Below are 25980 nucleotides of genomic sequence, written 5' to 3' on the forward strand. Positions count from 1 at the left end.
GGTGCTGATGCACCCTCAGAAGTCAATAAAATAAGACAACATCGGGCCCCTCACCCGCAGTTCGGGTGGGGTGTCCCGATAGGCTCGGAACCTCGTTGCGGAGCCCAGGGCCTGCCCGGATGGTGGAATGCAGACACGGCGAGCTTAAACCTCGCTGCCCCTTCGCGGGCGTGCCGGTTCAAGTCCGGCTCCGGGCACTTCCGACTGCCGTATGCCGGATTTGTCGGTGCTGTGTTCATTGAGGACTTCATCGCGGAAGCGTTGACAGCGGGCGTGTGCGGTCGGACACTCATCGCAGAGAGTTCGTGAAGAAAATTTCACCATGCGAACAAGCTGGGTGACCGCACCGCACGAAGGGAACGACCGATGCGTACCACCGTCGGCATCATCGGAGCCGGCCCCGCCGGGCTCCTGCTCGCCCGGCTGCTCCACAATGCCGGTATCGACTCGGTCGTCCTGGAGAGCCGCGACCGGGAGTACGTGGAGCACCGGCAGCGGGCCGGGATCCTGGAGCAGGGCACCGTCGACGTGCTGCGCGCGGCCGGAGCCGGCGCGCGCATGGACCGCGAGGGTCTGCGTCACGACGGCATCGAGCTGCGCTACGACAGGAAACGCCACCGCGTCGACTTCCCCGCCCTCACCGACGGCCGGTCCGTGATGGTGTACGCGCAGACCGAGGTCTGCAAGGACCTCATCGCCCTCCAGCTGGCGGAGGGCGGCCCGCTGCTCTTCGAGGCGGAGGCGCTCGCCGTCGAGGACCCCGACAGCGGCAGCCCCCGGGTGCGGTTCCGGCACGAGGGGCGCGAGGACGTACTGGAGTGCGAGTACGTCGTCGGGTGCGACGGCTTCTGGGGGGTGGCCCGTACGGCGGTCCCCGCCGAACTCACCCGGGTCTTCGAACGGTCGTACCCTTTCGGCTGGCTCGGCATCCTCGCCGACGTACCGCCCTCGCACGACGAGCTGGTCTACGCCCGCCACGACCGCGGCTTCGCCCTCCTGTCCATGCGCTCCCCGTCCGTCTCCCGCCTCTACCTCCAGGTACCGGACGGCACCGACGCCGAGGCGTGGAGCGACGAGGAGATCTGGGACGAGCTGGAGCGGCGCTTCGAGACCGCCGACGGCTGGAAGCTCGACCGGGGACCCATCACCCAGAAGTCCGTGACACCGATGCGGAGCTACGTCCACGAGCCGATGCGGTACGGACGGCTGTTCCTGGCCGGGGACGCCGCGCACATCGTGCCGCCCACCGGCGCCAAGGGGCTCAACCTCGCCGTCGGGGACGTCGTGACCTTCGCGCGCGCACTGACGCACGAGAAGGAGACGGGGTCGGCCCAGCTGCTCGACGCCTACTCCGAGACCTGTCTGCGCCGCGTCTGGCAGGCCGAGCGGTTCTCGTACGACATGACGACCCTCCTGCACCGGAGCCCGGACGCCACTCCCTTCGAGGACCGGCTCCAGCTGGCCCGGCTGGAGCGGATCGCGGGCGCCCGTTCGGCGGAGACGGACCTGGCCGAGGGGTACACGGGTTTCCCCCTGGACTGACGGGAAAGTCGGGGGAGACCGGCGGGTGGCCGACCGGTGGTGCCGGTCGATCAGCGGGCGGTCTCGGCTCTGTACCGGGTTGGTCATGGTCCCGGGGGTCCGTGGCCGGGAATCAAGGGGGCGCGTAGCGTGTTCGTGACAGGACGAGGGAAAGATCCTCCCCAAGCACTAGGGTCAATCCTTTGCCCACCTATTACTCTTGAGCCCAAGACCACGCACTGTGGCCATGGAGGAGTGAAATGAGGAGCAGCAACCCGGTCTTCTCGCGACGGGGGTTCAGCCGCGACAACGGCCACGCGGGTTTCCACACCGCGCCGCAGGCCGGGGGCGCCGCTGTCGGCACGCAGTCGGGCAACCCGTATGCGGACCAGCACGCCCAGCAGGGCGGCAACCCGTACGCGACCAACCCCTACGCCCAGCAGGACCTTCAGCACGGCGCGCCGCCGCAGGCCCCGGTCACCACCGGCCGGATGACGATCGACGATGTCGTCATGCGGACGGCCACCACGCTCGGTGTGCTGGTCGTCACGGCGGCGCTCGCCTGGGCGCTGCTGCCCGTGGACGACGCGAACATCAGCCGGTCCTACGGCATCGCCATCGGCGCCGGTCTGATCGCGATGGTCCTGGGCCTCGTCCAGTCCTTCAAGCGCAAGGCCTCGCCCGCGCTGATCCTGACGTACGCGGCGCTGGAGGGTGTCTTCCTCGGCGTCGTCTCCAGCGTCGTCGACAACCGCATCGCGAGCGGTGCGGCCATGCAGGCCGTGATCGGCACGCTGGCGGTTTTCACCGCCGTACTCGTGGCGTACAAGGCGGGCTGGATCCGCGTCAACCGCCGCTTCTACGGCTTCGTGATGGCTGCGGCGCTCGGCTTCGTGCTGCTGATGGCCGTGAACCTGCTGTTCGCGGTGTTCGGCGGCGGTGACGGCCTCGGCTTCCGCAGCGGCCCCCTCGGCATCATCTTCGGGGTCATCGGCATCCTGCTCGGCGCGTGCTTCCTCGCCCTCGACTTCAAGCAGGTCGAGGACGGCATCGCCTACGGCGCGCCGCGCGAGGAGGCCTGGCTCGCCGCCTTCGGCCTCACGATGACGCTGGTCTGGATCTACCTGGAGTTCCTGCGGCTGATCGCCATCCTTCAGGGTGACGACTAGTAGGCAGTAAGAGGGCCGGCCCGTAGTGGTCGGCAGGCAGACAGCAGAAGGGCCCCGGGAGCGATCCCGGGGCCCTTCGTCTCGTCGTGGTGTCGGTGCGCGCCCCGGGTTTCTCGGAGGGCTGGGCTCTCAGAGAGCCGTGCTCTCAGAGGAACTTGCGCGCGGCCCTCCTCAGGTCGTACTCGTGAATGATCGCCTTGGCGTGCCCGTACGCGAGATTGTGCTCGTGCCGGAGCCAGCTGACCTTCTCCTCGAAGCGGAAGAGGGAGGGGCCTTCGTCGACGGTGCGCAACCAGTCGGACACTTCACGACCGGTGCAGTGAGGGATGCGGGCGAGCATGTTGCGGTGGGTCTCCTCGGAGAGGACGTGGGACATCGGCGCCTCCGGACGCAAAGGGGATGTAAGCCGGTCCTTCACGCCACGGTGCCTGAGGGTTGGGTTGTTGGCAACAGTCCAGGTACGACGCGTAGTCTCGCGGCGTGCTGGATACCTCGCCTTTGACGCTCGCAGTGGATCACTTTGCCGACCGGTTGCGGGCGGCGCCGCAGAGTCGGTTGCAGAGGGGGGCCGCGGCGGAGGCGTTGGGGCTGGCCAGGGAGTTGGCACGGCGGGCCCAGCTGCTGGAGTCGCCGGGGAGTGAGCCCCGGGTGATGCCGGACGTGGGGATGTTCGCCGCGGCGGATCAGGTGACTGTCGCCGCGCACGATCTGGCGCTCGTTCTGAGGAGCGAGGGGGAACTGGCCGCGGCACTTGCTCTGGTCGCGGAGGCTCAGCAGCGGGCGGCGGTGTAAGGGGTTCGTTGCCGACTGCCCCTGCCTCGCCGGTGGGGGCTTGTCGCGCGCACGCGGCGGAGCCGTGGATGTCACAGCCCCGCGCCCCTGTCGGGGCGCTCCCCCTCAGGCACGTCTCACAGAGACGCTATGACCCTGTCCGCCAGTACGTACACCGTTTCCTCGCCGCATTCGAAGGTCAGGGCGTAGGCGCCCGAGATGCCCGAGCCGCCGAGGAGGACGGGGGCCTCTCCCGTGCGCAGGGCCGCGGAGAGGCGTTCCGCTGTCTCCCGGTGGCCCGGGGTCATGCAGAGGGTCGTGCCGTCGGTGAAGACGTAGACGTCGAGGGTGCCCAGGGGGCCCGGGCGGACGTCGGCCAGGGCGGTGCGGGACTCGGCGAGGTCCTCCAGGCAGGCGACCGTGCGTTCGTGGTCGTTCACGATGGGCGACTGGGCCGGTACGAAGTCGGGGTGCGAGGGGTGCCGGCGCCGGGCGGCGGCCAGCTCGGCGGACTCTCCCGCGAACTCGTCGGTGTCCGTGCTGGACTCGGTCACCGGCTCCAGGGCCTCCAGGCCCGCGAAATCCACCGGGCGCGGCAGGAACAGCTCGCTGTCGGGGAGGCCGAGCAGGGAGGGTGCGTCGGAGGCGTCACGTGCCTCCTGGGCGGCCCAGAAGGCACGCGCCTCGGCGAGCTCCCGCTCCCGCTCCTCGGCGAGCGCCTCGGCCACGGCAGCGCGTATCTGGTCGGTGTCGCCAGGAGTGCGGGCCTGCGGCACACGACCGTGCGCGCCGACGGCGAGACTCTGGGCGGCGAGCTCCGCGTGCAGCGCCGCGATCTGTCGACGCAGCCCCAGCAGGGTGCGCAGAACGGCGACGCCCACAGCCGTGGTGACGGTGGCTGTGGCGAGCAGCAGAGCAAGAGGCGTAGCGCTCACTGACGTACTCCCGGTTCAAAGTCGACCCCCGACTTCCTACATCAGCTTGAAGGGTGGACTAACCACCTGTCAGTGCGTAACGTCACGAATCGGACAGGACTTTGGGCCCGAGGTTTGGTATCGAACCTGCCCTGACCTGCGGAAATGCCTCGCCGGAGCGAGATAGGTCACATCCTGGGGGAGATTGGATCACAAAACGGCCCAGAACCCCGGTGGTTACCGGGTTCCGGGCCGCTTTCTCACGCAGTGCGTTCGCTCGACTACCGAAACGATTCCGCCAGTTGGGGATCGCGGCGACGTCGCGTCGGGCGCCCGGGGCTCAGCTCAGGCGCTCGATGACCATCGCCATGCCCTGGCCGCCGCCGACGCACATCGTCTCCAGGCCGAACTGCTTGTCGTGGAACTGGAGGGAGTTGATGAGCGTGCCGGTGATGCGGGCGCCCGTCATGCCGAAGGGGTGGCCGACCGCGATGGCGCCGCCGTTCACGTTCACCTTCTCCAGCGGGATGCCCAGGTCGCGGTAGGAGGGGATCACCTGGGCGGCGAACGCCTCGTTGATCTCGGCCAGGTCGATGTCGTCGACGGTGAGGCCGGCGCGGCGCAGCGCCTGCTGGGACGCCTCGACCGGGCCGAGGCCCATGATCTCGGGGGAGAGGCCGGAGACGCCGGTCGACACGATCCGGGCCAGCGGCGTGAGGCCCAGCTCGCGTGCCTTCGTGTCGCTCATGACGACGACGGCCGCGGCGCCGTCGTTCAGCGGGCAGCAGTTGCCGGCGGTGACCAGCCCGTCCGGACGGAACACCGGCTTCAGCCCCTGGACGCCCTCCAGCGTCACACCCGCGCGCGGACCGTCGTCCTTGCTGACGACCGTGCCGTCGGGCAGCGTCACCGGCGTGATCTCGCGCTCCCAGAAGCCGTTCTTGATGGCTTCCTCGGCGAGGTTCTGCGAACGGACGCCGAACTCGTCCATGTCCTGACGGGTCACGCCCTTCACCCGGGCGAGGTTCTCGGCGGTCTGTCCCATCGAGATGTAGGCGTCAGGCACGAGGCCGTCCTCGCGCGGGTCGTGCCACGAGGTGCCCTCCTGCTCCGCGACGGCGGCGGTACGGGCCTCGGCCTCGGCGAAGAGCGGGTTGTGCGTGTCGGGCAGCGAGTCCGAGTTGCCCTTCGTGAACCGGGAGACCATCTCGACACCGGCCGAGATGAAGACGTCGCCCTCGCCCGCCTTGATGGCGTGCAGCGCCATACGGGACGTCTGGAGGGACGAGGAGCAGTAGCGGGTGACCGTACAGCCCGGCAGGAAGTCCATGCCCATCTGCACGGCGACGATCCGCCCGAGGTTGTGGCCCTGCTCGCCGCCGGGCAGCCCGCAGCCGAGCATCAGGTCGTCGATGTCCCGCGGGTCCAGCCCGGGGACCTTGGCCAGCGCGGCCTGGATGATCGTGGCGGTGAGATCGTCGGCGCGCAGCTCCTTGAGGGAGCCCTTGAAGGCGCGCCCGATGGGGGAGCGGGCGGTCGAGACGATGACGGCTTCCGGCATGACGGCTCCATTGGCGTGCGTGGGTGCGGTACGAGGGTGTAAGCAGACCTGCTTGGGAAGTTACCCGTACGTATGCCCCCGGTCACGGGTGTGACGGTGTGACTCGGGCCGCACTTTTCTAAGCGCTTGCTCAGGGGGTGGGGGTGGGACCTCGGCTCTTGACGGCCTCCGCGATCCGCAGGGCTGCCTGGGCGGGCGTGAGGCGGGTGGTGTCGACGACCTCGGCCTCGGCGTGCAGCCAGGTGCGGGCCGCCTCGGCGTAGGGCTGGAGGTATTTGAGGCGGAACGGGGGGCTGGTCGCGCGGTTCCCCGCGCCCCGTTCGGGGCGCGGTCGCGCATCCGGTACGGCCTCGCCGGGATCAGCCGCTCGACACTCCCCTCGGAGTGGTCGGGGCGGGGGACGGGTCCGTTGCCGGTACCCGCCTCCGGCGCCTGCGCTTGAGGAGTGCCCAGGGGCCCCTGGGTCCCGTGGGCATCGCCGCCGTGACCTCCGTGCCCGGCTCCGACACCGCCTCCGCCGCCGCCCGCGCCACCGGCAGGAAGCCCTCGCGGCGGGACACGTCCGGACGCTCCTCGTCCGCCGGCCACAGACCCAGCGCCGCACACATCGTCGGGAGGACCGCCATCGCCGCCGTCGCGTAGCCCTCCGCGGAGGGGTGGTAGTTGTCCGGGCCGAACAGTTCGCGCGGGTTGGCCTCGAACTCGGGGCCGAGCAGGTCGCCCAGCGAAACCGTGCGGCCCCCCTGCTCCACGACCCCGATCGTCTGTGCCGCCGCCAGGTGGCGGGACGCCCGCCGGGCCAGCCAGCGCAGCGGCTGCTGGACGTGCTCGACGGTGCCCAGGTCGGGACAGGTGCCCACGACCACCTCCGCGCCCGCCGTACGCAGCCGGCGTACCGCCGAGGAAAGGTGGCGGACCGAGCGCGTCGGAGGCATCCGGTGGGTGACGTCGTTCGCGCCGACCATGATCACGCAGATGTCCGGGATCCAGTCGGACGCCGAGACGGTCAGCCCCACCTGGCGGTCCAGGTCGTCGGACTGGGCGCCGGGCAGCGCCACGTTGCGCAGCTCCACCGGGCGTTCCGCGAACGCCGACAGACCCGACGCGAGCAGGGCGCCCGGGGTCTGGCGGGCCCGGTGGACGCCCTGGCCGGCCGCCGTGGAGTCGCCCAGCAGGACCAGTCGGAGCGGGGGCTCACCGGGGGTGGCGTATCCACTTCCGTACAGGCCGTCCGCGTTCGGCGCGTGCGGACTGCGGCCGTTTCCCACCTGGCGTCTCGCCATCCGGACCTCGGCCAGCACCAGTCCCACGGCCGCCGCGCTCATCAGGCCGATCCCGCCACCGCCGTACGCAGCGCCGGCCGCGATCCGCCGGGCCACTCTTGCCCTGGACATGCTCGTCATGCGTCGCCGCCACCTCCTCTTAGCCGTACACCCACTCCTTGCCCCGTACCTGCGGTCCGCCAATCGTGACGTGAGGTGAATGCTGAGGCGGAGCCTTAGGCTGGCCGCACCAATGACAACCACTTTTATGTGCGGCAACCGGAGACAACGGTGCGATTCCACGACTCGATGATCAGTCTCGTCGGCAACACCCCGCTGCTGAGGCTCAACAGTGTGACCGCGGGCATTCAGGCGACCGTCCTCGCGAAGGTCGAGTACTTCAACCCCGGCGGGTCCGTGAAGGACCGCATCGCCCTGCGCATGATCGAGGCGGCGGAGAAGAGCGGCGAACTCCGGCCGGGCGGCACGATCGTCGAGCCGACCAGCGGAAACACCGGGGTCGGGCTGGCCATCGTGGCGCAGCAGAAGGGCTACAAGTGCATCTTCGTCTGCCCGGACAAGGTGTCCACCGACAAGATCAACGTGATGCGCGCGTACGGCGCCGACGTCGTGGTCTGCCCCACCGCCGTTGACCCCGAGCACCCGGACTCGTACTACAACGTGTCCGACCGGCTCGTGCGCGAGACGCCGGGTGCCTGGAAGCCCGACCAGTACTCCAACCCCAACAACCCCCTCTCGCACTATCACTCCACCGGCCCCGAGCTGTGGGAGCAGACCGAGGGGCGGATCACCCACTTCGTGGCGGGCGTCGGCACCGGCGGGACCATCTCCGGGACCGGGCGCTATCTGAAGGACGCCAGTGAGGGGCGTGTCCAGGTCGTCGGGGCCGACCCCGAGGGGTCCGTGTACTCCGGCGGGTCCGGGCGGCCGTACCTGGTGGAGGGGGTGGGCGAGGACTTCTGGCCCACCGCCTACGACCGGACCGTCGCCGACGAGATCGTCGCCGTGTCCGACAAGGACTCCTTCCAGATGACCCGCCGCCTCGCCAAGGAGGAGGGCCTGCTGGTGGGCGGCTCCTGCGGGATGGCCGTCGTCGCCGCGCTGCGGGTCGCGGAGCGGCTCGGGCCGGACGATGTGGTCGTCGTGCTGCTGCCCGACAGCGGGCGCGGATACCTCAGCAAGATCTTCAACGACGAGTGGATGGCCGACTACGGCTTCCTGGAGGACTCCGGCACCTCCGCGCGCGTCGCCGACGTCCTCGACTACAAGGAGCACGGCCACATCCCCTCCCTCGTCCACATGCACCCGGACGAGACCGTCGGTCAGGCCATCGAGGTGCTGCGTGAGTACGGCGTCTCCCAGATGCCGATCGTGAAGCCCGGCGCGGGTCACCCCGACGTCATGGCGGCGGAGGTCGTCGGGTCGGTCGTCGAACGCGAACTGCTCGCCGCGCTGTTCACCCAGCTGGCCTCGCTCGACGACCCGCTGGAGAAGCACATGTCGGCGCCGCTGCCGCAGGTCGGCTCCGGTGAACCGGTCGCAGACCTCATGTCCGTACTGGGCGCCCACGACGCGGCGATCGTGCTGGTCGAGGGCAAGCCCACCGGAGTCGTCAGCCGCCAGGACCTCCTGGCCTTCCTGGCCAAGGGCGGCAATCAGTAACGAACGTCCGGTGAACGGAGCGTGTCGGAGGGGAACTTGCGGCGTCCGCCGCGATGTCCCGTTCCGTTTCCCTTCCGACGGAGACTTCGTGGAAGTGGTACGAGGGTGTCACGTCCGCGCAGCACACGCTTAACACGGGACCGGCACAGTAGTGGATGTCGGCAAGGGCGGGAGCGGCTCCCCGCCCGGGCCGACAACCGAAACGGCGTCACGGACCTCCGGAGCGGCTCCCGGACCTCCACCGACGCCAAGGACGCGCCAGCCTGGCCCTGACCCGGCCCGCGTCCCTCGCGGGGACCGCCGTCGTCCCGCCCCCCGGCAACGGGGGTGCGGCGGTCCCCGCGCAAGCTTTTACTACCCGGCGTACGGTGGGGATTTCCCTGCGCGCGGTGACTCCTGGTCGTCGGTCGGCAGTCCTCAGTCCTCCCAGTCGCCCTCTCGGCCGGACCTCTTGCGCCGGCCGAAGAGCCATGCCGAACTGCCGGCAGCCTGGAACGCGTTGACGCCCACGATGCCGCCCCACGCGACCAGCAGGCCGGGGAAGCCCGCGACGCCGCCGCCGATCGCGGACAGGGGTATCGCCAGGACCAGCGAGACGATGGCGAAGCCGAAGCGCTCGCCGAAGGTGTCGGTGGGTTTCGGCCCGCGTGAGTCACGCGCCACCACCATCTGCTGCTCGGCGAGCTGCCGCCGCACCCGGCGCTCCACCGAGCCGTCTATCCGCTGGTCGACCTTCTCCAGGAACGAGTCGACCAGCGCGGACTCGTACTCCTCGCCCAGTTCCCTGCGGGCCTGCAGGGTGGCGCTGAGTTCCTTCTTCAGGTCGGCGTCGTGCGCGCCCGTGGTGTCCATACCGGTCATGCGCACCACGGTAGAGAAACGGCACCCGCCCGGCACTGGGGTTAGCCCCCCTCTTGACCCTGGGCCGACCCCCAGGGGACGTCGCCGGCCATCCGGTGGACCGGTGGGGCTTGCCGGGGCTGTATATCGTCATGCAGAGTTCTCTGGGACTGAATGGAATGGGAGTCTGCGCCTTATGCCGTCTCGGACTGTGGATGTATCGCTCCCGGCGGCGCCCCCGGCGGCCACCGGCATCGTCGTCCTCGACGGTGTCGGCCTCGGCGTCGCGGACGTCGTACGCCTCGCCGACGGAGCCGCGCGGCCGGTCCCCGGCACCGACGCGATGAAGCGCGTCGAGGAGGTCTGGGACATCGCCCGCCGGATCGCCGCGACCGGCCGGGTGTACGGCCGTTCCACCGGCGTCGGCGCCAACCGCAACGAGGCCGTCCCGACCGAGGCCGCCGCCGACCACGGACTGCGCCTGCTGCGCAGCCATGCCGGTGCCATCGGCGCGGAACTGCCGGCCCGCCAGGTACGGGCGATGCTCGCCGTCCGCGCCAACCAGCTGCTCGCCGGGGGTGCCGGACTCCGGCCCGGGGTGGTCACCGCCCTGTGCGAGGCGCTGGAGAACGGCGCGCACCCGGTGGTCAACGAGTTCGGGTCGGTGGGCACTGGGGACATCGCGGCGCTGGCACAGGTCGGGCTGGCACTGGCGGGGGAGCACGAGTGGATCGGGGCGCAGGCGGGGGCCGGGGCCGGCGGATCGGCTCCCCGGGGGTGGAGTGTCGCCGGCGCCCCCGAGCCCCAGGCCCTCGACAACAACGACGCCCTCGCCCTGATCAGCAGCAACGCCCTCACCCTCGGGCAGGCCGCGCTCGCCCTGCACGAGCTGCGCGGGCTCATCGCCGCCACACAGGTCGTCGCCGCGCTCTCGCTGCTCGCCGTCGACGGTTCCCACGAGGCGTACGCCGCACCCGTGCACGCCGCCCGTCCGCACCGCGGCTCGGTCGAGGTCGCCCGCCGGATGCGGGAGCTGATCGGTTCCGCGGACCGGCCCACCCCGCCCCTCGGGCGCATCCAGGACCCGTACGGCTTCCGCTGCCTGCCGCAGATCCACGGGCCCGCGCACGACGCGGCCGACGCCCTGGAGGGGGTGCTCGCCATCGAGATCAACGCCGCCGCCGAGAACCCGCTGATCTCCCCCGAAGACCTCACCGCCTACCACCACGGCGGCTTCTACCAGGCCCAACTGGCCCTCGCGCTCGACCACTTCAGACTGGCCGTCACCCAGGTGGCGCGGCTGTCCACCTCGCGTCTGTCCACCCTCAACGAGCCCGCCTTCACCCGTCTGCGCCCCTTCCTCGCCGACCACGAGCCCGCCGCCTCCGGGGTGATGATCCTGGAGTACGCCGCCGCTGCCGCCCTCGGTGACCTGCGGGCCTTCTCCGCGCCCGCCTCGCTCGGGCACGCTGTACTCTCCCGGGGCGTCGAGGAACAGGCCAGCTTCGCCTCGCTCGCCGCCCGCCAGACGCTGCGCGCCTGCGCCGCGTACCGTCTCGTCGTCGGCTGCGAACTGGTCTCCGCCGTTTGGGCGCTGCGCCAGCGCGACCTGCGGCCGGACCCGGAACTGCCGGCCGGACGGGCGCTGGAGCTGGCCGAGTCGGTCCTCGACGACGACTCGGCCGACCGGCCGCTCACGGACGACGTGACAGCGGCGGCGGCAATGCTGGACCGGTTCACGGACATCTGGAGGGGGAGCGGGGCATGAGCACGCCGAGTGCGGACGACAGCGGGGGCGCCGGTACGGGCGCGGGCACGGCGGCGGAGGGGGAGGCGGGCGCGGGCGGACACCTGTCCGACAGCGCCGCCGTCCGGCTCCAGGCCCTCTTCGAAGGGCACCGGCTCACCCCGACGCAGCGGCGCATCGCGCACAGCATGGTGCGCCGGGCCTCCGAGGTGCCCTTCCTCTCCAGCGTCGAGCTGGCCGAACTGGCCGGTGTCAGCCAGCCGTCCGTCACCCGCTTCGCCGTCGCCCTCGGCTTCGACGGCTATCCGGCGCTGCGCAAGCACCTGCGCGAGGTCGCCCCCGCCGAACAGAGCGCCGAGCCGGGCTCGTACAACGAGTACCAGCAGGCCGTCGAGGCCGAGATCGAGAACCTCAAGCACCTGGCCGAGGTGCTCGCCGACCCGCGCCCGGTGCGGCGGGCGGGCCGACTGCTCGCCGCGTCCCGTCCCCTGCCCGTCCTCGGGCTGCGCGCCGCCGCCTCCCAGGCGTACGGCTTCGCCTACTTCGCCGCCAAGGTCCACCCGGACGTACGGCTGCTCCACGAGGGCGGCACGATGATCCACGACCGTATCGACGCCGCCGTCCGGGCGGGCGCCACGACCCTGCTGTGCTTCGCGCTGCCCCGGCATCCGCGCGAGGTCGTCGACACCCTCGCCTACGCCAGGGCCGCGGGGCTGACCGTCGTCACCGTCGCCGACTCGGCGTTCGCGCCGGTCGCGAAGGTCTCCGACCTGCTGCTGCCGGCCGCCGTGGGCACCGGGCTCGCCTTCGACACCGTCTGCGCGCCGATGCTGCTCGGCCGGGTCCTGCTGGAGGCCATGTGCGACGACCTGCCGGACGCCCAGGCCCGCCTGGAGGAGTTCGACGTACGGGCGGCGAACCGGGGGCTGTTCGTCGAGTAGACATCCGGCGAGGCAGCTGTCCGGACTCTCAGACTCGTCTCACGTTCGCTCGCTACTCTCCCGCTCCGACAGGACTGTGCCGGGATGGACGAACCGGGAGGCGGACATGGCACGCGGAGTTCGCGGAGGGCAGGGTCTCGCTCGGGTGGCCGTGGTCGTACGGGCCGGGGCGGCGCCCATGTGGTGGCTCGGAGTGTTCGCGGCGGGCATCGGCGTCGTGGTGCCGGGGATCACCGGCCGCCGGATCGGGGTGATGGCGGGAGCCGCGCTGTTCATCGTCGCGGCCGGTGTCGTGGCGTACCTGCGGCGCGGGCGCTACACCGCGCTCGCCGCAGGTCCCGCCCGGGCCGGCAGGCACGACGTGCTCCAGGACCGCGCGGTGACCGTGCGCAACTGGCGCCGTGGCCACCGCTGGTGGCTGCTGCTCGCCTTCGCCGCCGCCCTGGCCGGCTCCCTCGCCGTGCCCGCGGCGGGCGGGATGCTGCTCGCCGGGGCCGGCACCGGGCTGCGGCTGAAGGCCGCCTGGCTGGGCCGCCGCGAGCGCGCCGACGACGTACTGCTGTGGGTACGGGTGGACTGGCTCGGCCCGCGCTCCGGAGCCCCGGCGGGCAAGCCGGTCAAGGCCTACCGCGCCACGGGAATCGCCGCGGGCGACGCGACCCCGGGCGGGGCGCGCCGCCGCGGCGGCGTACTGGTCTAGCCTCGTCGCTTCGGGTGCGGGGGTGGGAGGGGCTCAGACCTCGATCTCCGCCTCGATCCGCTTCAGCTGGTGGCGGGCCATCGCCAGGTTGGAGCGGTTCATGTCGAGTACGAGGTAGAGGAAGAGGCCGTTGCCGCCGCGCCCCTTCATCATCCGGATCAGGTGGTACTGGCTGGAGAGCGTGATCAGGATGTCCTCGATCTCGCCCTTCAGGCCCAGGTGCTCCATGGTGCGCATCTTGGCGCGTACGACGTCGGTGTTGCCGGCGGCGGCGACGTTCAGGTCGAACGTCTTGCTGCCGCCCATGGTGCCCAGGGCCATGCCGCTGGTGTAGTCGACGAGTGCTACTCCGGTGGCGCCCTCGATGGAGGTCAGCGCTTCTTTCAACGCGGTCTCTGTGGTGGCCATGACGGTTTTCCTCTCCTGCTTCAGGTTCAACTATCAGTGGTGGTACGCGCGTTGGGCGTGGTTGTCGGTGTGCGTGGCGCGCGTGGGGTTCTGGTTCGGGTGGGCATGGGTTCGGGTGCCGTCGGGGGCGTGAGGGCCGGTCCGGCCGCTGCGGTGGCCGGTTCCGTCTCGGCCGCCGCGTCCACCAGTTCGCCGATACGCAGGCCGGCCCGGCGGCCCTCCAGGTGCAGTCGGCCGACGTTGACGCGGTCCTGGGCGAGCAGCGTCAGGACGGCGGTACGGCCCGCCGCGTACGTCGCGACATAGCCGTACACCCCGCGTATCAGCAGCTCGCGGAAGTCACCCTGGCCGGTGGCGTCCGCCATGCGCACGGCGACGCTGAGCGCGGTGGCGGTGAGCGCCGCGACCGTCTCCGGTTCGACCCCCGGGGTGTCCTGCACGAGGACGAGACCGTCGACGCTGGCCGCGAGCGCGCCGGTGAGCTGAGGGACGCGGGCCCGCAACCGGCGTAGTTCGTCCATGACTTCGGCCTCGGCTGCCATGAGCGTGTGTCTCCTCTCGGCACGCGGGCGCTGCCGTTCAAAGGGCCTCCAGCGCATCCCTGAGCCTCTTCAGCAGCGTGATGTTGGGGTCGGCGAACGACGGCGGCAGTGTCCCGGGGGGAGCCGGGGGAGCCGAGGACTCCGACGGTGGTGGAGGAGCGGGAGCAGGGGGTGGTGGCACGGCCTCCGGGGCTATGGCTCCCGCGGCGGCCAGGCGCCGTACGTCCACCAGGGTGTGGAAGGCCGGGCGGGCCAGCGCCAGGGCGATGTCCGCCGCCGTACGGACCCCGTCCACCAGGGCCAGTACGGCGTGCTGGCGGGCGGTGACCGTCGGCGTGGCCGGGCTGCCCGAGAGGAGCAACGGAGCGCTGTCGGGGGCCGGGTCGGGCCAGATGCGGTGCAACAGGGCGCGCCGGCGCAGGGTCTCGTGCTCCACCGCAGCCACCGGCACCGGGCGCACCGGGCCGAGCCAGTGCGTGTCCCCGTACCTGAAGTGCCCCGGCGTGCCGCTGGGCGCGAGGGCGAAGTACGCCGCGTCGTACAGCGCTCCCAGGTGGCACACCTCCAGGGCGCCCGCGCCGATCCGGCCGCTCTCGACGAGGAACCGCCCGACCCGGTGCAGCTTGCCGGCCGCGCCGACCGCGTCCCGCCAGCCCTCCGCGTCCAGCGTGCCGCGCGCCGTGAGCAGCACGTCGAGGCCCGGTACGGCCGGGCTCTCGGCATGCACGACCTGGCCGTCGGCCAGGTAGAGCGAGCCGCGTTCGCGGACCAGGACGCCGGTGGCCCGCTCGGTGGCGAGCCGGCCGAGCATCGGCGAGACCCCTCCCCAGGCCCGCTGCCGGGCCGCGGCCTTGTCCCGCACCGGCAGACGTGGCGGCGGGGTCGTCAGATTCCTGTGCAGAGTCGTCATCCCAGCACCAGCCGTCCGGCCATCTCGCCGAGCCGGATGCGGGCCAGCGCGAGATTGCCCTCCGCGCGGGCCAGCCACAGGTGCAGGAACACACTGCTGTCGAAGCTCGTCGTGACGAACCGCAGAACGTGGTAGCTGTCGCGGTTGCTGATGATCAGGTCCTCGACCGGAGGATCCCGCTCCAGCCGGCCGCCGGTGAACTCACCGGTGTCGGCGGCGGCACCGGTGTCGTACTCCTCCTCCGGGGCGAACGCCCGGTGCTCGACGGCCAGCCGGGCCAGCTCGGCCGCCTCGGCCGCCATCGTCTCCGGATCACCGCCCGGGGATTCCCCGACGGTGCCCAGTGCCAGCCCGCTGGTCCAGTCGACCAGCGCGGCGCCCCGGGCCCCGGGCAGCCGCATGGCTTCCAGTAAGCACTCGTCGATTCCGGGCACCCTTGGCCCCTCCCGCCTGTCCCGCTCGCGTCCGTCCGGCTGGTGTTCGGCCGTCCCGCCTGGCGTTCGGCCGACAGATGTTCGGCCGAGCCGACGTTCGGCTGAGTGACGCAGACGCTACGCAACGTGTGCGCGAGGAGTGAGAGTTCTGGCATTTTCCGGTGGAACATGCGGCGGATGACTAAGGTAGGTCGACTGACCCCGTTTTCGGGGCAGTTGACCTGCATGGTCCCCGGAGTCCGTCAAGGGCGTGCGGAGGGGAAGCCGGTGGGAGCGAGGGTGGTGAGCGCGGACGCGTGCGCCCCTCCGGATTCGGCCACGATCTCCGCGACGGTCTGCGGCTCCCGCACGACCGCGAAGGCGACCCTGCCGTCGGTCTCTTGGCCGCTTCCTTCGCCTCCGCCCGCGCCTCCGCCCGCGCCTCCGCCCGCGCCTCCGCCTGGTGCGAAGCCGTAGATCCCGGGCCGGGCGAGGGAGTTGTACGCGTAGTGGTGCGCGAAGTAGTACGCGCCCGTGTCCAGCGCCGCGGCGTAGTCGCCCTGTTCGAGCAGCGGCAGCTCACGCCCCTCGGCGAGCAGGTCACCCGAGAAGCAGGCGGGCCCGGCCACGTCCTGCACCACGTCGGCCCCGGACTTGGGGAGCCCCTTCCCGTCGTACGCGGCGATCCTGAGCGGCCACGACGCCGGCGCGTACACCGTCCGCGTCGCGACCTGCACGCCCGCGTGCGTGACCGCGACCCGCCGCCCGCCGGCGCTCTTCGCGTACTCGACGCGCGCCACCACCGTGCCGTGCTTGGCCAGCAGTGACCGTCCGAACTCGGTGACCAGCCCGTACCGTCCCGAGAACAGTCCCGGCACCGCGTCGCCCAGCAGCCGGGCGTACTGCGCGTATGCCGGACTCGTCGCGTCCGACGCGAAGTTGACCGGCAGCCCGCCGCCGATGTCGAGGGTGTCGATCTGCCGCCGCCCGACCCGCCGGTTGATCTCCTCGGCGAGCGCGTACGTCTCCGCCACGCCCCGCACCATCAGGGACAGCGGGATGCCCTGCGACCCGGTGTGCGCGTGCAGCCTGGTCAGCCACGGGCGCTCGGCGTACGCCCCCACGATCCACTCGCGCGCCCCCTCGTCCAGCAGTGCGACCCCGAACTTCGAGGTCGCGGTGGCGGTGGACGTGGCCCCGATCGACCCTCCGCCGATCTGCGGATTCACCCGGATCCCGATCGGGGACCGGCTGGTCGCCGAGCCCATCAGCGCGTCGAGCCGGTCCAGCTCCTGCGGATTGTCGGCGTTCACGGCGATGCCCAGTGCCAGCGCCTCGCGCAGCTCGGCGGGCGTCTTGGCGGGCGAGTCGAGCACCGTCCGGTCCGGCGGCACACCTGCCGCCCGCGCCAGCGCCAGCTCCCCCGGGCTCGCCACCTCGGCCCCGATGCCCTCCTCGCGCAGCAGCCGCAGTACGGGCACCAGCGGGGTCGCCTTCACCGCGAAGGCGTGCAGGACGGGCGTCCCGGGCGCCACGACCGCCTCGAAGGCGGCGCGCAGTTCGGCGGCGGACTCGCGGATGCCGATGACGTCGAGCAGACCGACGATGGGTGCGTCGGCGCTGAGCAGCCCCTGCTCCACGGCGGCGCGTACGGCTTCGTTCCGGCGGCCCGTGCGATCGGGACCGTTGTTCTCCGTGTTTTCCACTGCTTCCCCCGTGGTGTCGGTCGGTATCGATCCATGTCGATGGGTCAAGCCAAACATTCGCGGCGCGCGCGTGCTGGGCCGAGAGGGTATTGACTAGTTCTATTCAGAAGGTCAGGATGTGAATATCAGCTGCAATAGTCGCCGGTTTCAGTCCGCTGGGAGGCAGACCATGTCAGGACCCCGCCCCGTACGAGCCCCGCGCGGTACGGAACTGAGTGCCCTGGGATGGCAGCAGGAGGCCGCCCTGCGGATGCTGCAGAACAACCTGGACCCCGAGGTCGCCGAACACCCCGACAAGCTCGTCGTGTACGGCGGCACCGGCAAGGCCGCCCGCGACTGGCGCTCCTTCGACGCCATGGTCCGCACTCTGCGGACCCTGAAGCAGGACGAGACGATGCTCGTCCAGTCCGGCCGCCCGGTCGGTGTCATGCAGACCCACGAGTGGGCCCCACGCGTCCTGATCGCCAACTCCAACCTCGTCGGCGACTGGGCCAACTGGGAGGAGTTCCGGCGCCTGGAGGCCCTCGGCCTGACCATGTACGGGCAGATGACGGCCGGCTCGTGGATCTACATCGGCACCCAGGGCATCCTCCAGGGCACCTACGAGACCTTCGCCGCCGTCGCCGCCAAGAGGTTCGGCGGCACCCTGGCCGGGACGATCACCCTCACCGCCGGCCTCGGCGGGATGGGCGGCGCCCAGCCGCTCGCCGTGACGATGAACGACGGCGTCGCGATCTGTATCGATGTCGACCCGCGCGCCATCGACCGCCGTATCGAGCACCGGTACCTCGACGTGAGGGCCGACTCCCTGGAGCACGCCCTCCAGCTCGCGGTGGAGGCCCGTGACGCCCGCCGCCCGCTCTCCATCGGCCTGCTGGGCAACGCGGCCGAGCTGCTTCCGCGCATGCTCGCCGAGAGTGCCCCCATCGACATCGTCACCGACCAGACCTCGGCCCACGACCCGCTGTCCTACCTGCCGGTCGGCGTCGACTTCGACGACCTGGCGTCCTACGCGGCGAAGGACCCGGCAGGCTTCACGACCAGGGCACGCGAGTCCATGGCCCGGCACGTGGAGGCGATGGTCGGCTTCATGGACGCAGGTGCCGAGGTCTTCGACTACGGCAACTCGATCCGCGGCGAAGCCCAGCTGGCCGGATACGAGCGGGCGTTCGCCTTCCCCGGCTTCGTGCCCGCGTACATCCGCCCCCTCTTCTGCGAGGGCAAGGGCCCCTTCCGCTGGGCGGCCCTCTCGGGCGAGGCGTCCGACATCGCGAAGACGGACAAGGCGATGCTGGAGCTGTTCCCGGAGAACGAATCCCTGCACCGCTGGATCAAGATGGCCGGAGAGCGGGTCCACTTCCAGGGGTTGCCGGCCCGGATCTGCTGGCTCGGCTACGGCGAACGGGACAAGGCGGGCGAACGCTTCAACGACATGGTGGCGAGCGGTGAGCTGGCCGCGCCGCTGGTGATCGGCCGCGACCACCTGGACAGCGGGTCCGTCGCGTCTCCCTACCGGGAGACGGAGGCGATGCTCGACGGCTCCGACGCGATCGCCGACTGGCCGCTGCTGAACGCGATGGTGAACGTGGCGTCCGGGGCGTCGTGGGTCTCCATCCACCATGGCGGCGGTGTCGGTATGGGGCGGTCCATTCACGCCGGTCAGGTGTCGGTCGCCGACGGCACGAAGCTGGCGGGCGAGAAGATCCGCCGGGTGCTGACCAACGACCCCGGGATGGGTGTGATCCGGCACGTGGACGCCGGGTACGACATCGCGGAGTCGGTCGCGGACGAGCGGGGTGTGCGGGTGCCGATGCGCGAGGGTGGTGACGCGTGAGCCAGGGTGAGGGCGGGGGCGGCGACTCCTCGGTGGGGGCGGGCGGTTCGTCGCCGACTACGGGTTCGGCCGCGCCCACCCTCCCCCACTCTCCACGCCGGGCGAGCGGGGGGACCCCCATCACCCCGCGGAACGACTGCCCACAGCCTGGCGTGCCGACCGTCCAGCCTGGCGGGCCGGCGGTGGAGCCTGGCACGCCCCCCGGCCAGCAGGGTGGGCCGCCTGCGCACCCGGGCGGGACAGCCGCACACCCCGGCCGCCCGACCACGCAGCCTGGCACGCCAGCCGTACTGCCTGGTGGGTCGGCCGGTGCCTCGTTCCACCAGATGTGGCGGGACCTTGCCCCCATCGGGCGCCACCCCGACTCCCGCGGCTACCGCCGCTACGCCTGGACAGGCATCGATCTCGAATGTCGGGCCTGGTTCAAGGAGCAGGCCGAAGGACGGGGGCTGTCCTACGAGGTCGACCGGAACGGCAATCAGTGGGCCTGGCTCGGGGATCCCGGCGTCGGGGACGCCGTTGTCACCGGGTCGCATCTCGACTCCGTGCCCGATGGCGGGGCTTTCGACGGACCCCTCGGTGTCGTCTCCTCCTTTGCCGCGCTCGATGAACTCCGGGGACGGGGCGTGCGGTTCGCGAAGCCGTTGGCCATCGTCAACTTCGGGGACGAGGAAGGTGCCCGGTTCGGGCTGGCCTGTGTCGGGTCGCGGCTCACCGCCGGGGCCGTCGGCGTCGAGCAGGCCCGGCTGCTGACCGACGGCGACGGGGTCACCCTGCCGCGGGCCATGGAGGCCGCCGGGTACGACCCGGACGCCATCGGGCCGGACCCCGAGCGGCTCGCCCGCATCGGCGCCTTCGTCGAACTGCACGTCGAGCAGGGCCGGGCTCTCGACCTGAGCGGCGACCGTGTCGGCATCGCCAGCGCCATCTGGCCGCACGGGCGGTGGCGGTTCGATTTCCGCGGCGAGGCCAACCACGCCGGTACGACACGCCTCGTCGACCGTCGTGACCCCATGCTGTCCTACGCCGAGACAGTCCTCGCAGCCCGGCGCGAGGCGCAGCTCGCCGGTGCCGTCGCCACCTTCGGGAAGATCAGCGTCGAGCCCAACGGCGTCAACGCCATCCCCTCCCTCGTACGCGGCTGGCTCGACTCCCGCGCCGCCGACCAGCACGCCCTCGACACCGTCGTCACCGGCGTCGAGAAGGCGGCCCGCGAGTACGCCGAGGCGCACGGCGTCGATCTCGACGTCGTCCGGGAGTCGTTCACCCCCGTCGTCGAGTTCGACCACGCCCTGCGCGACGAACTCGCCCGACTGCTGGGCCAGGACGGAAAGGACACCGAACTCACCGTCCCCGTCCTCGGTACCGGTGCCGGACACGACGCCGGGATTCTCTCCGGGAGCATCCCGACCGCCATGCTGTTCGTGCGCAACCCCAAGGGCGTCTCGCACTCCCCGGCGGAGTACGCCGCCGAGGACGACTGCGTGGCCGGGGTGATCGCACTCGCCGACGTACTGGAAGGGCTGGCCTGCACGTGACGCACCCTCATCAGGACCCGCATCGGCACCCGCATCCGCAGCGCACCTACTGGCTGGAGCACGCCTGGCTCGACACCCACGTCGAGCCGGGCGTCGCCCTTGACGTCGAGGACGGCCGCATCGCCGCCGTCCGGACGGGGATCGACGCCCCGCCGCCCGGCGCCGAGATCCTGCGCGGGCTCACCCTTCCCGGGCTCGCCAACGCCCACAGCCACGCCTTCCACCGCGCCCTGCGCGGCACCGTCCAGGTCGGCTCCGGCACCTTCTGGACCTGGCGCGAGGTCATGTACTCCTTCGCCGACAAGCTGACCCCGGACAGCTACCACGCCCTCGCCCGTGCCGTGTACGCCGAGATGGCCCTCGCCGGCATCACCGCGGTGGGCGAGTTCCACTACGTCCACCACGCCCCCGGCGGCACCCCGTACGCCGACCCGAACGCGATGGGCGAGGCCCTCGTCGAGGCCGCCGCCGACGCCGGGATCCGCATCACCCTTCTCGACACCGCCTACCTCTCCGCCGGCATCCTGGACAAGCGCGGCGGACAGACCCCCAACCGCCACCAGCTCCGCTTCTCCGACGGCACGGCCGACGCCTGGGCGGAACGCTGTTCAGTTCTCAAGGAACGGGACCACGCGCGGATCGGTGCCGCCATCCACTCCGTACGGGCCGTGCCCGCCGGGCAGCTGGCGACCGTGGCCCGCTGGGCCGAGGAGCGGCGGGCCCCGCTCCACGTGCACCTGTCCGAGCAGACGGCGGAGAACGACGCCTGCCAGGCCGCACACGGATGCACGCCCACCCGGCTCCTCGCCGACCACGGGGTCCTCGGCCCCCGCACCACCGGCGTCCACAACACCCACCTCACCGCCGAGGACATCGCGCTCCTCGGCGGCAGCGGCACCGGCACGTGTATGTGCCCCACCACCGAACGCGACCTCGCCGACGGCATCGGCCCCGCCGTCGCACTCCAGCGCGCGGGCTCACCGCTCAGTCTCGGCTCCGACAGCCACGCCGTCATCGACCTGCTCGAAGAGGCGCGCGCCATGGAACTGAACGAGCGACTGCGCACCCGCACGCGTGGTCACTGGACGGCTGCAGCCCTGCTCCGGGCAGCCTCCGCCGACGGCCACGCGGCTCTCGGCTGGGACGACGCGGGCACCCTTGAGGCGGGTGCGCTCGCCGACTTCACGACGATCGCGCTCGACTCGGTCAGAACTGCGGGGCCGGTGCCTCGCCTGGGAGCGGAGACCGCGGTATTCGCAGCGTCGGCAGCGGATGTGCGCCATACGGTCGTGGCCGGCCGGCACGTCGTGCGGGACGGGGCGCACACCCTCGTCCCCGAGGTGCCGCAGGCGCTTGCGGCGGCTGTCGAAGCCCTGCGCGGCTGAACCCCGTACGAACGCCTCCCGTACGCACCCCGCCGGTAAGTCCCCCCGCCCGGCCCGCCACCCACGAGGACGCCATGAACAGCACCAGCACACCGAGCAGTCCGGGCAGCCCGAACCGGACGAACAGCGCTATCGGCAGCACGACCGACACCACCACCGGCACGACGACTGTCATCACGAACATCGGCAGCCTGGTCACCAACGACCCCTCTCTCGGCGACGGTTCTCCACTGGGACTGATCCAGGACGCGGCCGTCGTCATAGAGGGCGACCGCGTCGTCTGGACCGGTGAAGCCAGCAAAGCACCCACCACTGACAATCGGGTCGACGCCGGCGGCCGGGCCGTCCTCCCGGGCTTCGTCGACTCCCACTCCCACCTCGTCTTCGCGGGCGACCGCACCCAGGAGTTCAACGCCCGCATGTCGGGGCGCGGCTATACCGCCGGAGGCATCCGCACGACCGTCGCCGCCACCCGTGCCGCCACGGACGCGGAACTGGAGGCCAACCTCACCCGTTACCTCCGCGAGGCCCTCCACCAGGGCACGACGACCTTCGAGACCAAGTCGGGGTACGGCCTGACCGTCGAGGACGAGGCCCGCGCCCTGCGCATCGCCGCCGCCCACACCGACGAGGTCACCTACCTCGGCGCCCACATCGTCTCCCCGGACTACGCCGACGACCCGGCCGCCTATGTCGCCCTGGTCACCGGCGAGATGCTCGACGCCTGTGCCCCGTACGCCCGTTGGGTCGACGTCTTCTGCGAGAAGGGCGCCTTCGACGGCGACCAGGCCCGCGCGATCCTCACGGCGGGGAAGACGAAGGGGCTGCGTCCGCGCGTCCACGCCAACCAGCTCTCGTACGGTCCCGGGGTGCGGCTGGCCGTAGAACTCGACGCCGCCAGCGCCGACCACTGCACCCACCTCACCGACGCCGACGTGGACGCCCTCGCGAACAGCGACACCGTCGCGACCCTGCTGCCCGGCGCCGAGTTCTCCACCCGCGCCCAGTGGCCGGACGCCCGCCGTCTTCTCGACGCGGGTGTCACGGTCGCGCTCTCCACGGACTGCAACCCGGGATCGTCCTTCACCTCCTCCGTCCCCTTCTGTGTCGCGCTGGCGGTACGGGACATGGGCATGACCCCGGACGAGGCGGTCTGGTCCGCCACGGCGGGGGGCGCGCGGGCCCTCCGCCGCACAGACGTCGGCCGCCTCACGCCCGGGGCGTACGCCGACCTGACGCTCCTGGACGCCCCGAGCCACGTGCACCTGGCCTACCGGCCGGGGGTTCCGCTGGTCAGCGGGGTGTGGCGGCGGGGCGTACGGATCATCTGAAACCAGCTGCTCAGAGGCCGTAGCGGTTCTTCAGGTGGCGCCAGAAGTCACGGAACATCCACTTGTCGAACTCCGTGATCTGGGCCGCGCTGCCCGCCCTCATGAGGAAGCAGCACTGGCCGGTCGGGGTCCAGTCGTAGAAGTCGTCGAGCCCGAAGGTGTGGCCGACCTCGTGCAGGTAGATGTGGATGTTCTCCTGGTCGAGCGTGCCGGTGAAGTACTCCTGGCCGACCCGCTGGCCCCAGTCGCCGCCGGCCCCGCCCTGGAAGCCCTTCGTCAGCCACAGCGACTGGTCGTAGTGGCGGGACGCGCCGCCGGGACACCGTGAGTAGTTGCCGTCCTGGTGGAAGAAGCGGCCGCAGTCGGGAGCGCACTGCGGGGCGCCGCCGCCGTCGAGGTTTCCGGCGTAGATGTCGACGGAGCTGTCGGTCCACTGGAGGGTCGAGCGGTTCTTCACCGCCCAGCCGACGATGTTGACGGGCACACTGGTGTACGGCCAGGCGTTGTGCCCCTTGCCGTTGTCGACCATGGCAGCCATCCACTTGCCGAACTGCTTCTTCAGCGCGGTGTGGATCCGGTCGCGCAGGGCGGCGCTGACGGGGGCGTCCGACTCCCAGCGGACGCAGTAGTTGACGCTTCCCCGGTTGGCCATGACCTGGTCCCAGCCGTAGTTGCGGAAACCGTAGAGGTCCGGGTAGGTCGACTGGACGTGGTTCCAGACCTCGTTCAGTGGCTGTACGAGGTTCGCGGGCGGGTTCCAGTCGTCGGCGGCCCGCGCCTGTGCCGCCGTCACGGTGGGAGCGGCGAACGCCGCCGGCAGACCGGGGGCGGCGATCAGCGCGGCCAGCGCCGCGAGGACGGCCAGCAGACGTGCGATGTGCTTGCGCATCGGTGAACTCCCTTTGTGGGGAACGGGATTCACCCATGGGTCGTCACCGGTGGCGCGCGGGTTGCCGACGCGTCCCCGGCGGTATTTCACTCACTCCTCGTCCGGTCCCGTCCGACGGAGTGAAACGCGCCCCCGTCGCGGGAGGTTGGCGGACACGCGCTTTTCAGCTAGCGCCCGCCCGCCACCGCTGCCCCGATCCCCCCGTCAGCGGTGCGAGGGTCAGACCGCCGTCGACGTCCGGGGTGAGCCCCGTCGCGATGGCGATCGCCGGGCGGATCACCCCGTCGTCGTCCACGGTGAAGCGCAGGTTGTCGCCGTTCTCCCGGTCCCCGATCGACGAGCAGTCCCAGATGCCCACGCCCTTGTCCACATCACCCCGGCTGTCCAGACACAGGTCGCTGTCCGCGCCCGAGCGCAGCAACCCCGAGTCGGCGTCCACCTGCCAGCGTTGGGTCGCGGCGGACCCGGAGCAGGGTGCCGTGACGACGTCCGTGTTCTTCTCCAGGACACCGCCCCGGATGTCCAGGCAGCGTCCCGAGGCGACGTTCACCACCTGGGCGTACGAGGCGCCGGGGGCCCGGAACGCCGGCGTGGGAGTGGGTGTGGGTGTGGGGGTCGGAGTGGGAGAAGGGGGCGGAGTCGTCGGCGGCCGTGAAGTCGGCGTCGGGGAAGGGGAGTCGGCAGCAGGTGAGGAGGGGACCGTCACCTCGGGGACGTCGGGTACCGAGGTGACCGGCAGCGTGTCCGCCACGCCCTGCGGATCCGGCGAGCCGCCGCCCCGCGAGAGCAGCGCGATCAGCAGCGGGACCAGCGTCACGCCCAGCACCGCCGAGGCCAGCACGAACCGCCGACGGGACGGCCGGTCCGGAGTCCATGGCCAACTGCCTTCCGGTGAAAGGGTGCTGGCGCGCGTGACCGTCGGCGCGTCGCGCGCGTACGCCGGGCCGCTCCACGGCAGCAGACCCTCCCCCAGCGCCGTGCGAGGGTTGTCGCGCAGGGCGGAGAGTTCCCCGTACGCCACCGAGCAGTGCGGGCAGATGACCATGTGGGAGTTCAGGTCCGTGCTGTGGCGGGGGTTGACCGGCCGGACCGACTCCTCGATCAGCCGTCGGAAGTCCTGGCAGCGCGGATCGTCGGAGACGGCCAGCCGGAACCGCAGACAGGCCTGTGCCAGGGCCTGGAGGGCCGAATCCGTCTCGTGTGCGACGTCCTCGCGCGTCAGGCCGAGGAGGGCGGCGGTCCGTTCCTCGGGTTCGCGCTCCACGATCCCGTACCAGATGAGGCCCTGGGTGCGGGACGACAGCGACTGGAACGGGCCCAGCATGGGCGGGGGCGGGATCAGACCGACTCCGCCCGCAGCGCTCCGCGCGTTCGCCGCGTTCAACGGACCGAGTGTGTTCAGGACGAGGAGCAGGCTCGGGTCGAGGCCCGCCGCGCGTTCGTCCGTCGCCCAGGTGGCGGCCAGATCGGCGGCCAGCAAAAGGAGTTGGTGGCGCCACGGGACGCCCGGCTCGGTGCCGCGTGCCGTGTCCCGGGCCGCCGCGGTGAACGCCTGGGCCGCCAGCTGCCCCGCCGTGGAGTCGCTTGTCGTGCACAGCCGGGCGTAGGCGAGGACCGACGTGCGGTGGCGGGTACGGAGTTCCTGCAACGCCGGATACGCGGTGGGGGAGTTGGTGCGCAGCAACTCGGTGAGGCGGGCGTCGGACACGCCGGTGTACACCCCGTCCGCCCCGCCGTGGTCGGTGTCCTGGGACATCCGTCCGCCTCCTCGCACCCCCGACTCCGCCCCGTTCTGACGTACCAGCCAGTGTGGGGGTGGTGTGGGTGACGCAGGGGGCCTTTGGGAAAAGAAGCTAAGGGGTTTCCGTAGGTAACGGAAACCCCTTCTCGACGACCGCCGGTCCTCGACGACCGG

Annotated in this window: 23 protein-coding genes and 1 tRNA gene; 12 read left to right on the forward strand and 12 right to left on the reverse strand. The window is 71.5% G+C overall.

Annotated elements, in window-relative coordinates; translation table 11 throughout:
• Positions 1 to 113: 113 nt before the first annotated feature.
• The 3 genes from IEY89_RS02765 to IEY89_RS02775 all read left to right on the forward strand — a co-directional run bounded on the left by IEY89_RS02765 (position 114) and on the right by IEY89_RS02775 (position 2690).
• Positions 114 to 197: transfer RNA gene (locus tag IEY89_RS02765), tRNA-Leu, on the forward strand.
• 169 nt (positions 198 to 366) lie between these two features.
• Positions 367 to 1542, forward strand: coding sequence for a 4-hydroxybenzoate 3-monooxygenase (locus IEY89_RS02770; protein WP_189145575.1), 1176 nt, complete (start codon positions 367 to 369; stop codon positions 1540 to 1542).
• 239 nt (positions 1543 to 1781) lie between these two features.
• On the forward strand, positions 1782 to 2690 hold the full coding sequence (locus tag IEY89_RS02775; protein ID WP_189145576.1) for a Bax inhibitor-1/YccA family protein: 909 nt from the start codon (positions 1782 to 1784) through the stop codon (positions 2688 to 2690).
• A gap of 145 nt (positions 2691 to 2835) precedes the next feature.
• Here IEY89_RS02775 and IEY89_RS02780 read toward each other — a convergent pair whose 3' ends face one another.
• Positions 2836 to 3066: a DUF4287 domain-containing protein gene (locus tag IEY89_RS02780; RefSeq protein WP_189145577.1), complete on the reverse strand. Its 231-nt coding sequence runs from the start codon at positions 3064 to 3066 to the stop codon at positions 2836 to 2838.
• Between the two features lie 104 nt (positions 3067 to 3170).
• Between IEY89_RS02780 and IEY89_RS02785 the strand changes: the two genes are divergently transcribed.
• Positions 3171 to 3482 carry a hypothetical protein gene (locus IEY89_RS02785; protein WP_189145578.1) on the forward strand — a complete coding sequence of 104 codons (312 nt, stop codon included), beginning with the start codon at positions 3171 to 3173 and terminating at the stop codon, positions 3480 to 3482.
• Positions 3483 to 3598: 116 nt separating this feature from the next.
• On the opposite strand, the gene IEY89_RS02790 is transcribed toward IEY89_RS02785, so the two are convergent.
• From IEY89_RS02790 to IEY89_RS02800, 3 genes are all read right to left on the reverse strand, one after another.
• Positions 3599 to 4396: a hypothetical protein gene (locus tag IEY89_RS02790; RefSeq protein WP_189145579.1), complete on the reverse strand. Its 798-nt coding sequence runs from the start codon at positions 4394 to 4396 to the stop codon at positions 3599 to 3601.
• 319 nt (positions 4397 to 4715) lie between these two features.
• Positions 4716 to 5936: an acetyl-CoA C-acetyltransferase gene (locus tag IEY89_RS02795; RefSeq protein ID WP_189145580.1), complete on the reverse strand. Its 1221-nt coding sequence runs from the start codon at positions 5934 to 5936 to the stop codon at positions 4716 to 4718.
• Between the two features lie 359 nt (positions 5937 to 6295).
• Entirely contained in the window at positions 6296 to 7339 is a 1044-nt protein-coding gene (locus tag IEY89_RS02800) for an SGNH/GDSL hydrolase family protein (protein WP_189145581.1), read from the reverse strand.
• Positions 7340 to 7489: 150 nt separating this feature from the next.
• Here IEY89_RS02800 and IEY89_RS02805 point away from each other — a divergent pair, with 150 nt between their 5' ends.
• A complete protein-coding gene (locus IEY89_RS02805) occupies positions 7490 to 8881 on the forward strand; it encodes a cystathionine beta-synthase (RefSeq protein ID WP_189145582.1) in 1392 nt (463 codons plus the stop codon).
• Positions 8882 to 9298: 417 nt separating this feature from the next.
• Here IEY89_RS02805 and IEY89_RS02810 read toward each other — a convergent pair whose 3' ends face one another.
• Complete coding sequence (locus tag IEY89_RS02810; RefSeq protein ID WP_189145583.1) at positions 9299 to 9742, reverse strand: hypothetical protein; 444 nt, start codon at positions 9740 to 9742, stop codon at positions 9299 to 9301.
• A 175-nt stretch (positions 9743 to 9917) separates the two neighbouring features.
• On the opposite strand from IEY89_RS02810, the gene IEY89_RS02815 reads away from it, so the two are divergent.
• The 3 genes from IEY89_RS02815 (at position 9918) to IEY89_RS02825 (ending at position 13109) form a co-directional block, all read left to right on the forward strand.
• Positions 9918 to 11489, forward strand: a complete 1572-nt coding sequence (locus IEY89_RS02815) for an aromatic amino acid ammonia-lyase (RefSeq protein WP_189145584.1) — start codon at positions 9918 to 9920, stop codon at positions 11487 to 11489.
• Entirely contained in the window at positions 11486 to 12409 is a 924-nt protein-coding gene (locus IEY89_RS02820; protein ID WP_229695016.1) for a MurR/RpiR family transcriptional regulator, read from the forward strand. The genes IEY89_RS02815 and IEY89_RS02820 overlap by 4 nt, the downstream gene beginning before the upstream one ends.
• 106 nt (positions 12410 to 12515) lie before the next feature.
• A complete protein-coding gene (locus tag IEY89_RS02825) occupies positions 12516 to 13109 on the forward strand; it encodes a hypothetical protein (protein ID WP_189145585.1) in 594 nt (197 codons plus the stop codon).
• A gap of 33 nt (positions 13110 to 13142) precedes the next feature.
• On the opposite strand, the gene IEY89_RS02830 is transcribed toward IEY89_RS02825, so the two are convergent.
• The 5 genes from IEY89_RS02830 to IEY89_RS02850 form a co-directional block, all read right to left on the reverse strand.
• Positions 13143 to 13517 (reverse strand): roadblock/LC7 domain-containing protein, encoded by a 375-nt coding sequence (locus IEY89_RS02830; RefSeq protein ID WP_105973396.1) that lies wholly within the window; start codon positions 13515 to 13517, stop codon positions 13143 to 13145.
• A 26-nt stretch (positions 13518 to 13543) separates the two neighbouring features.
• Positions 13544 to 14059, reverse strand: coding sequence for a roadblock/LC7 domain-containing protein (locus IEY89_RS02835; RefSeq protein WP_189145586.1), 516 nt, complete (start codon positions 14057 to 14059; stop codon positions 13544 to 13546).
• A 37-nt stretch (positions 14060 to 14096) separates the two neighbouring features.
• Positions 14097 to 14969 carry a transcriptional regulator gene (locus IEY89_RS02840; protein ID WP_189145587.1) on the reverse strand — a complete coding sequence of 291 codons (873 nt, stop codon included), beginning with the start codon at positions 14967 to 14969 and terminating at the stop codon, positions 14097 to 14099.
• Entirely contained in the window at positions 14966 to 15403 is a 438-nt protein-coding gene (locus IEY89_RS02845) for a hypothetical protein (protein WP_189145588.1), read from the reverse strand. Before IEY89_RS02845 ends, IEY89_RS02840 begins: the two co-directional genes overlap by 4 nt.
• A 242-nt stretch (positions 15404 to 15645) precedes the next feature.
• Positions 15646 to 17145, reverse strand: coding sequence for a type III PLP-dependent enzyme domain-containing protein (locus IEY89_RS02850; protein ID WP_229695017.1), 1500 nt, complete (start codon positions 17143 to 17145; stop codon positions 15646 to 15648).
• A 112-nt stretch (positions 17146 to 17257) separates the two neighbouring features.
• Between IEY89_RS02850 and hutU the strand changes: the two genes are divergently transcribed.
• The 4 genes from hutU to hutI all read left to right on the forward strand — a co-directional run bounded on the left by hutU (position 17258) and on the right by hutI (position 23176).
• Positions 17258 to 18922, forward strand: coding sequence for a urocanate hydratase (gene hutU / locus IEY89_RS02855; protein WP_189145590.1), 1665 nt, complete (start codon positions 17258 to 17260; stop codon positions 18920 to 18922).
• A gap of 290 nt (positions 18923 to 19212) precedes the next feature.
• Positions 19213 to 20460, forward strand: a complete 1248-nt coding sequence (locus IEY89_RS02860; protein ID WP_268240718.1) for an allantoate amidohydrolase — start codon at positions 19213 to 19215, stop codon at positions 20458 to 20460.
• Positions 20457 to 21845: a formimidoylglutamate deiminase gene (locus IEY89_RS02865; protein ID WP_189145592.1), complete on the forward strand. Its 1389-nt coding sequence runs from the start codon at positions 20457 to 20459 to the stop codon at positions 21843 to 21845. The genes IEY89_RS02860 and IEY89_RS02865 overlap by 4 nt, the downstream gene beginning before the upstream one ends.
• 74 nt (positions 21846 to 21919) lie before the next feature.
• Positions 21920 to 23176 carry an imidazolonepropionase gene (hutI, locus tag IEY89_RS02870; RefSeq protein ID WP_189145593.1) on the forward strand — a complete coding sequence of 419 codons (1257 nt, stop codon included), beginning with the start codon at positions 21920 to 21922 and terminating at the stop codon, positions 23174 to 23176.
• Between the two features lie 10 nt (positions 23177 to 23186).
• On the opposite strand, the gene IEY89_RS02875 is transcribed toward hutI, so the two are convergent.
• On the reverse strand, positions 23187 to 24065 hold the full coding sequence (locus tag IEY89_RS02875) for a hypothetical protein (protein ID WP_189145594.1): 879 nt from the start codon (positions 24063 to 24065) through the stop codon (positions 23187 to 23189).
• A gap of 163 nt (positions 24066 to 24228) precedes the next feature.
• Positions 24229 to 25821 carry a ricin-type beta-trefoil lectin domain protein gene (locus IEY89_RS02880; RefSeq protein ID WP_189145595.1) on the reverse strand — a complete coding sequence of 531 codons (1593 nt, stop codon included), beginning with the start codon at positions 25819 to 25821 and terminating at the stop codon, positions 24229 to 24231.
• Between the last annotated feature and the right edge of the window lie 159 nt (positions 25822 to 25980).

This window comes from Streptomyces lacrimifluminis (assembly GCF_014646095.1).
Taxonomy (GTDB): Bacteria; Actinomycetota; Actinomycetes; order Streptomycetales; family Streptomycetaceae; genus Streptomyces; species Streptomyces lacrimifluminis.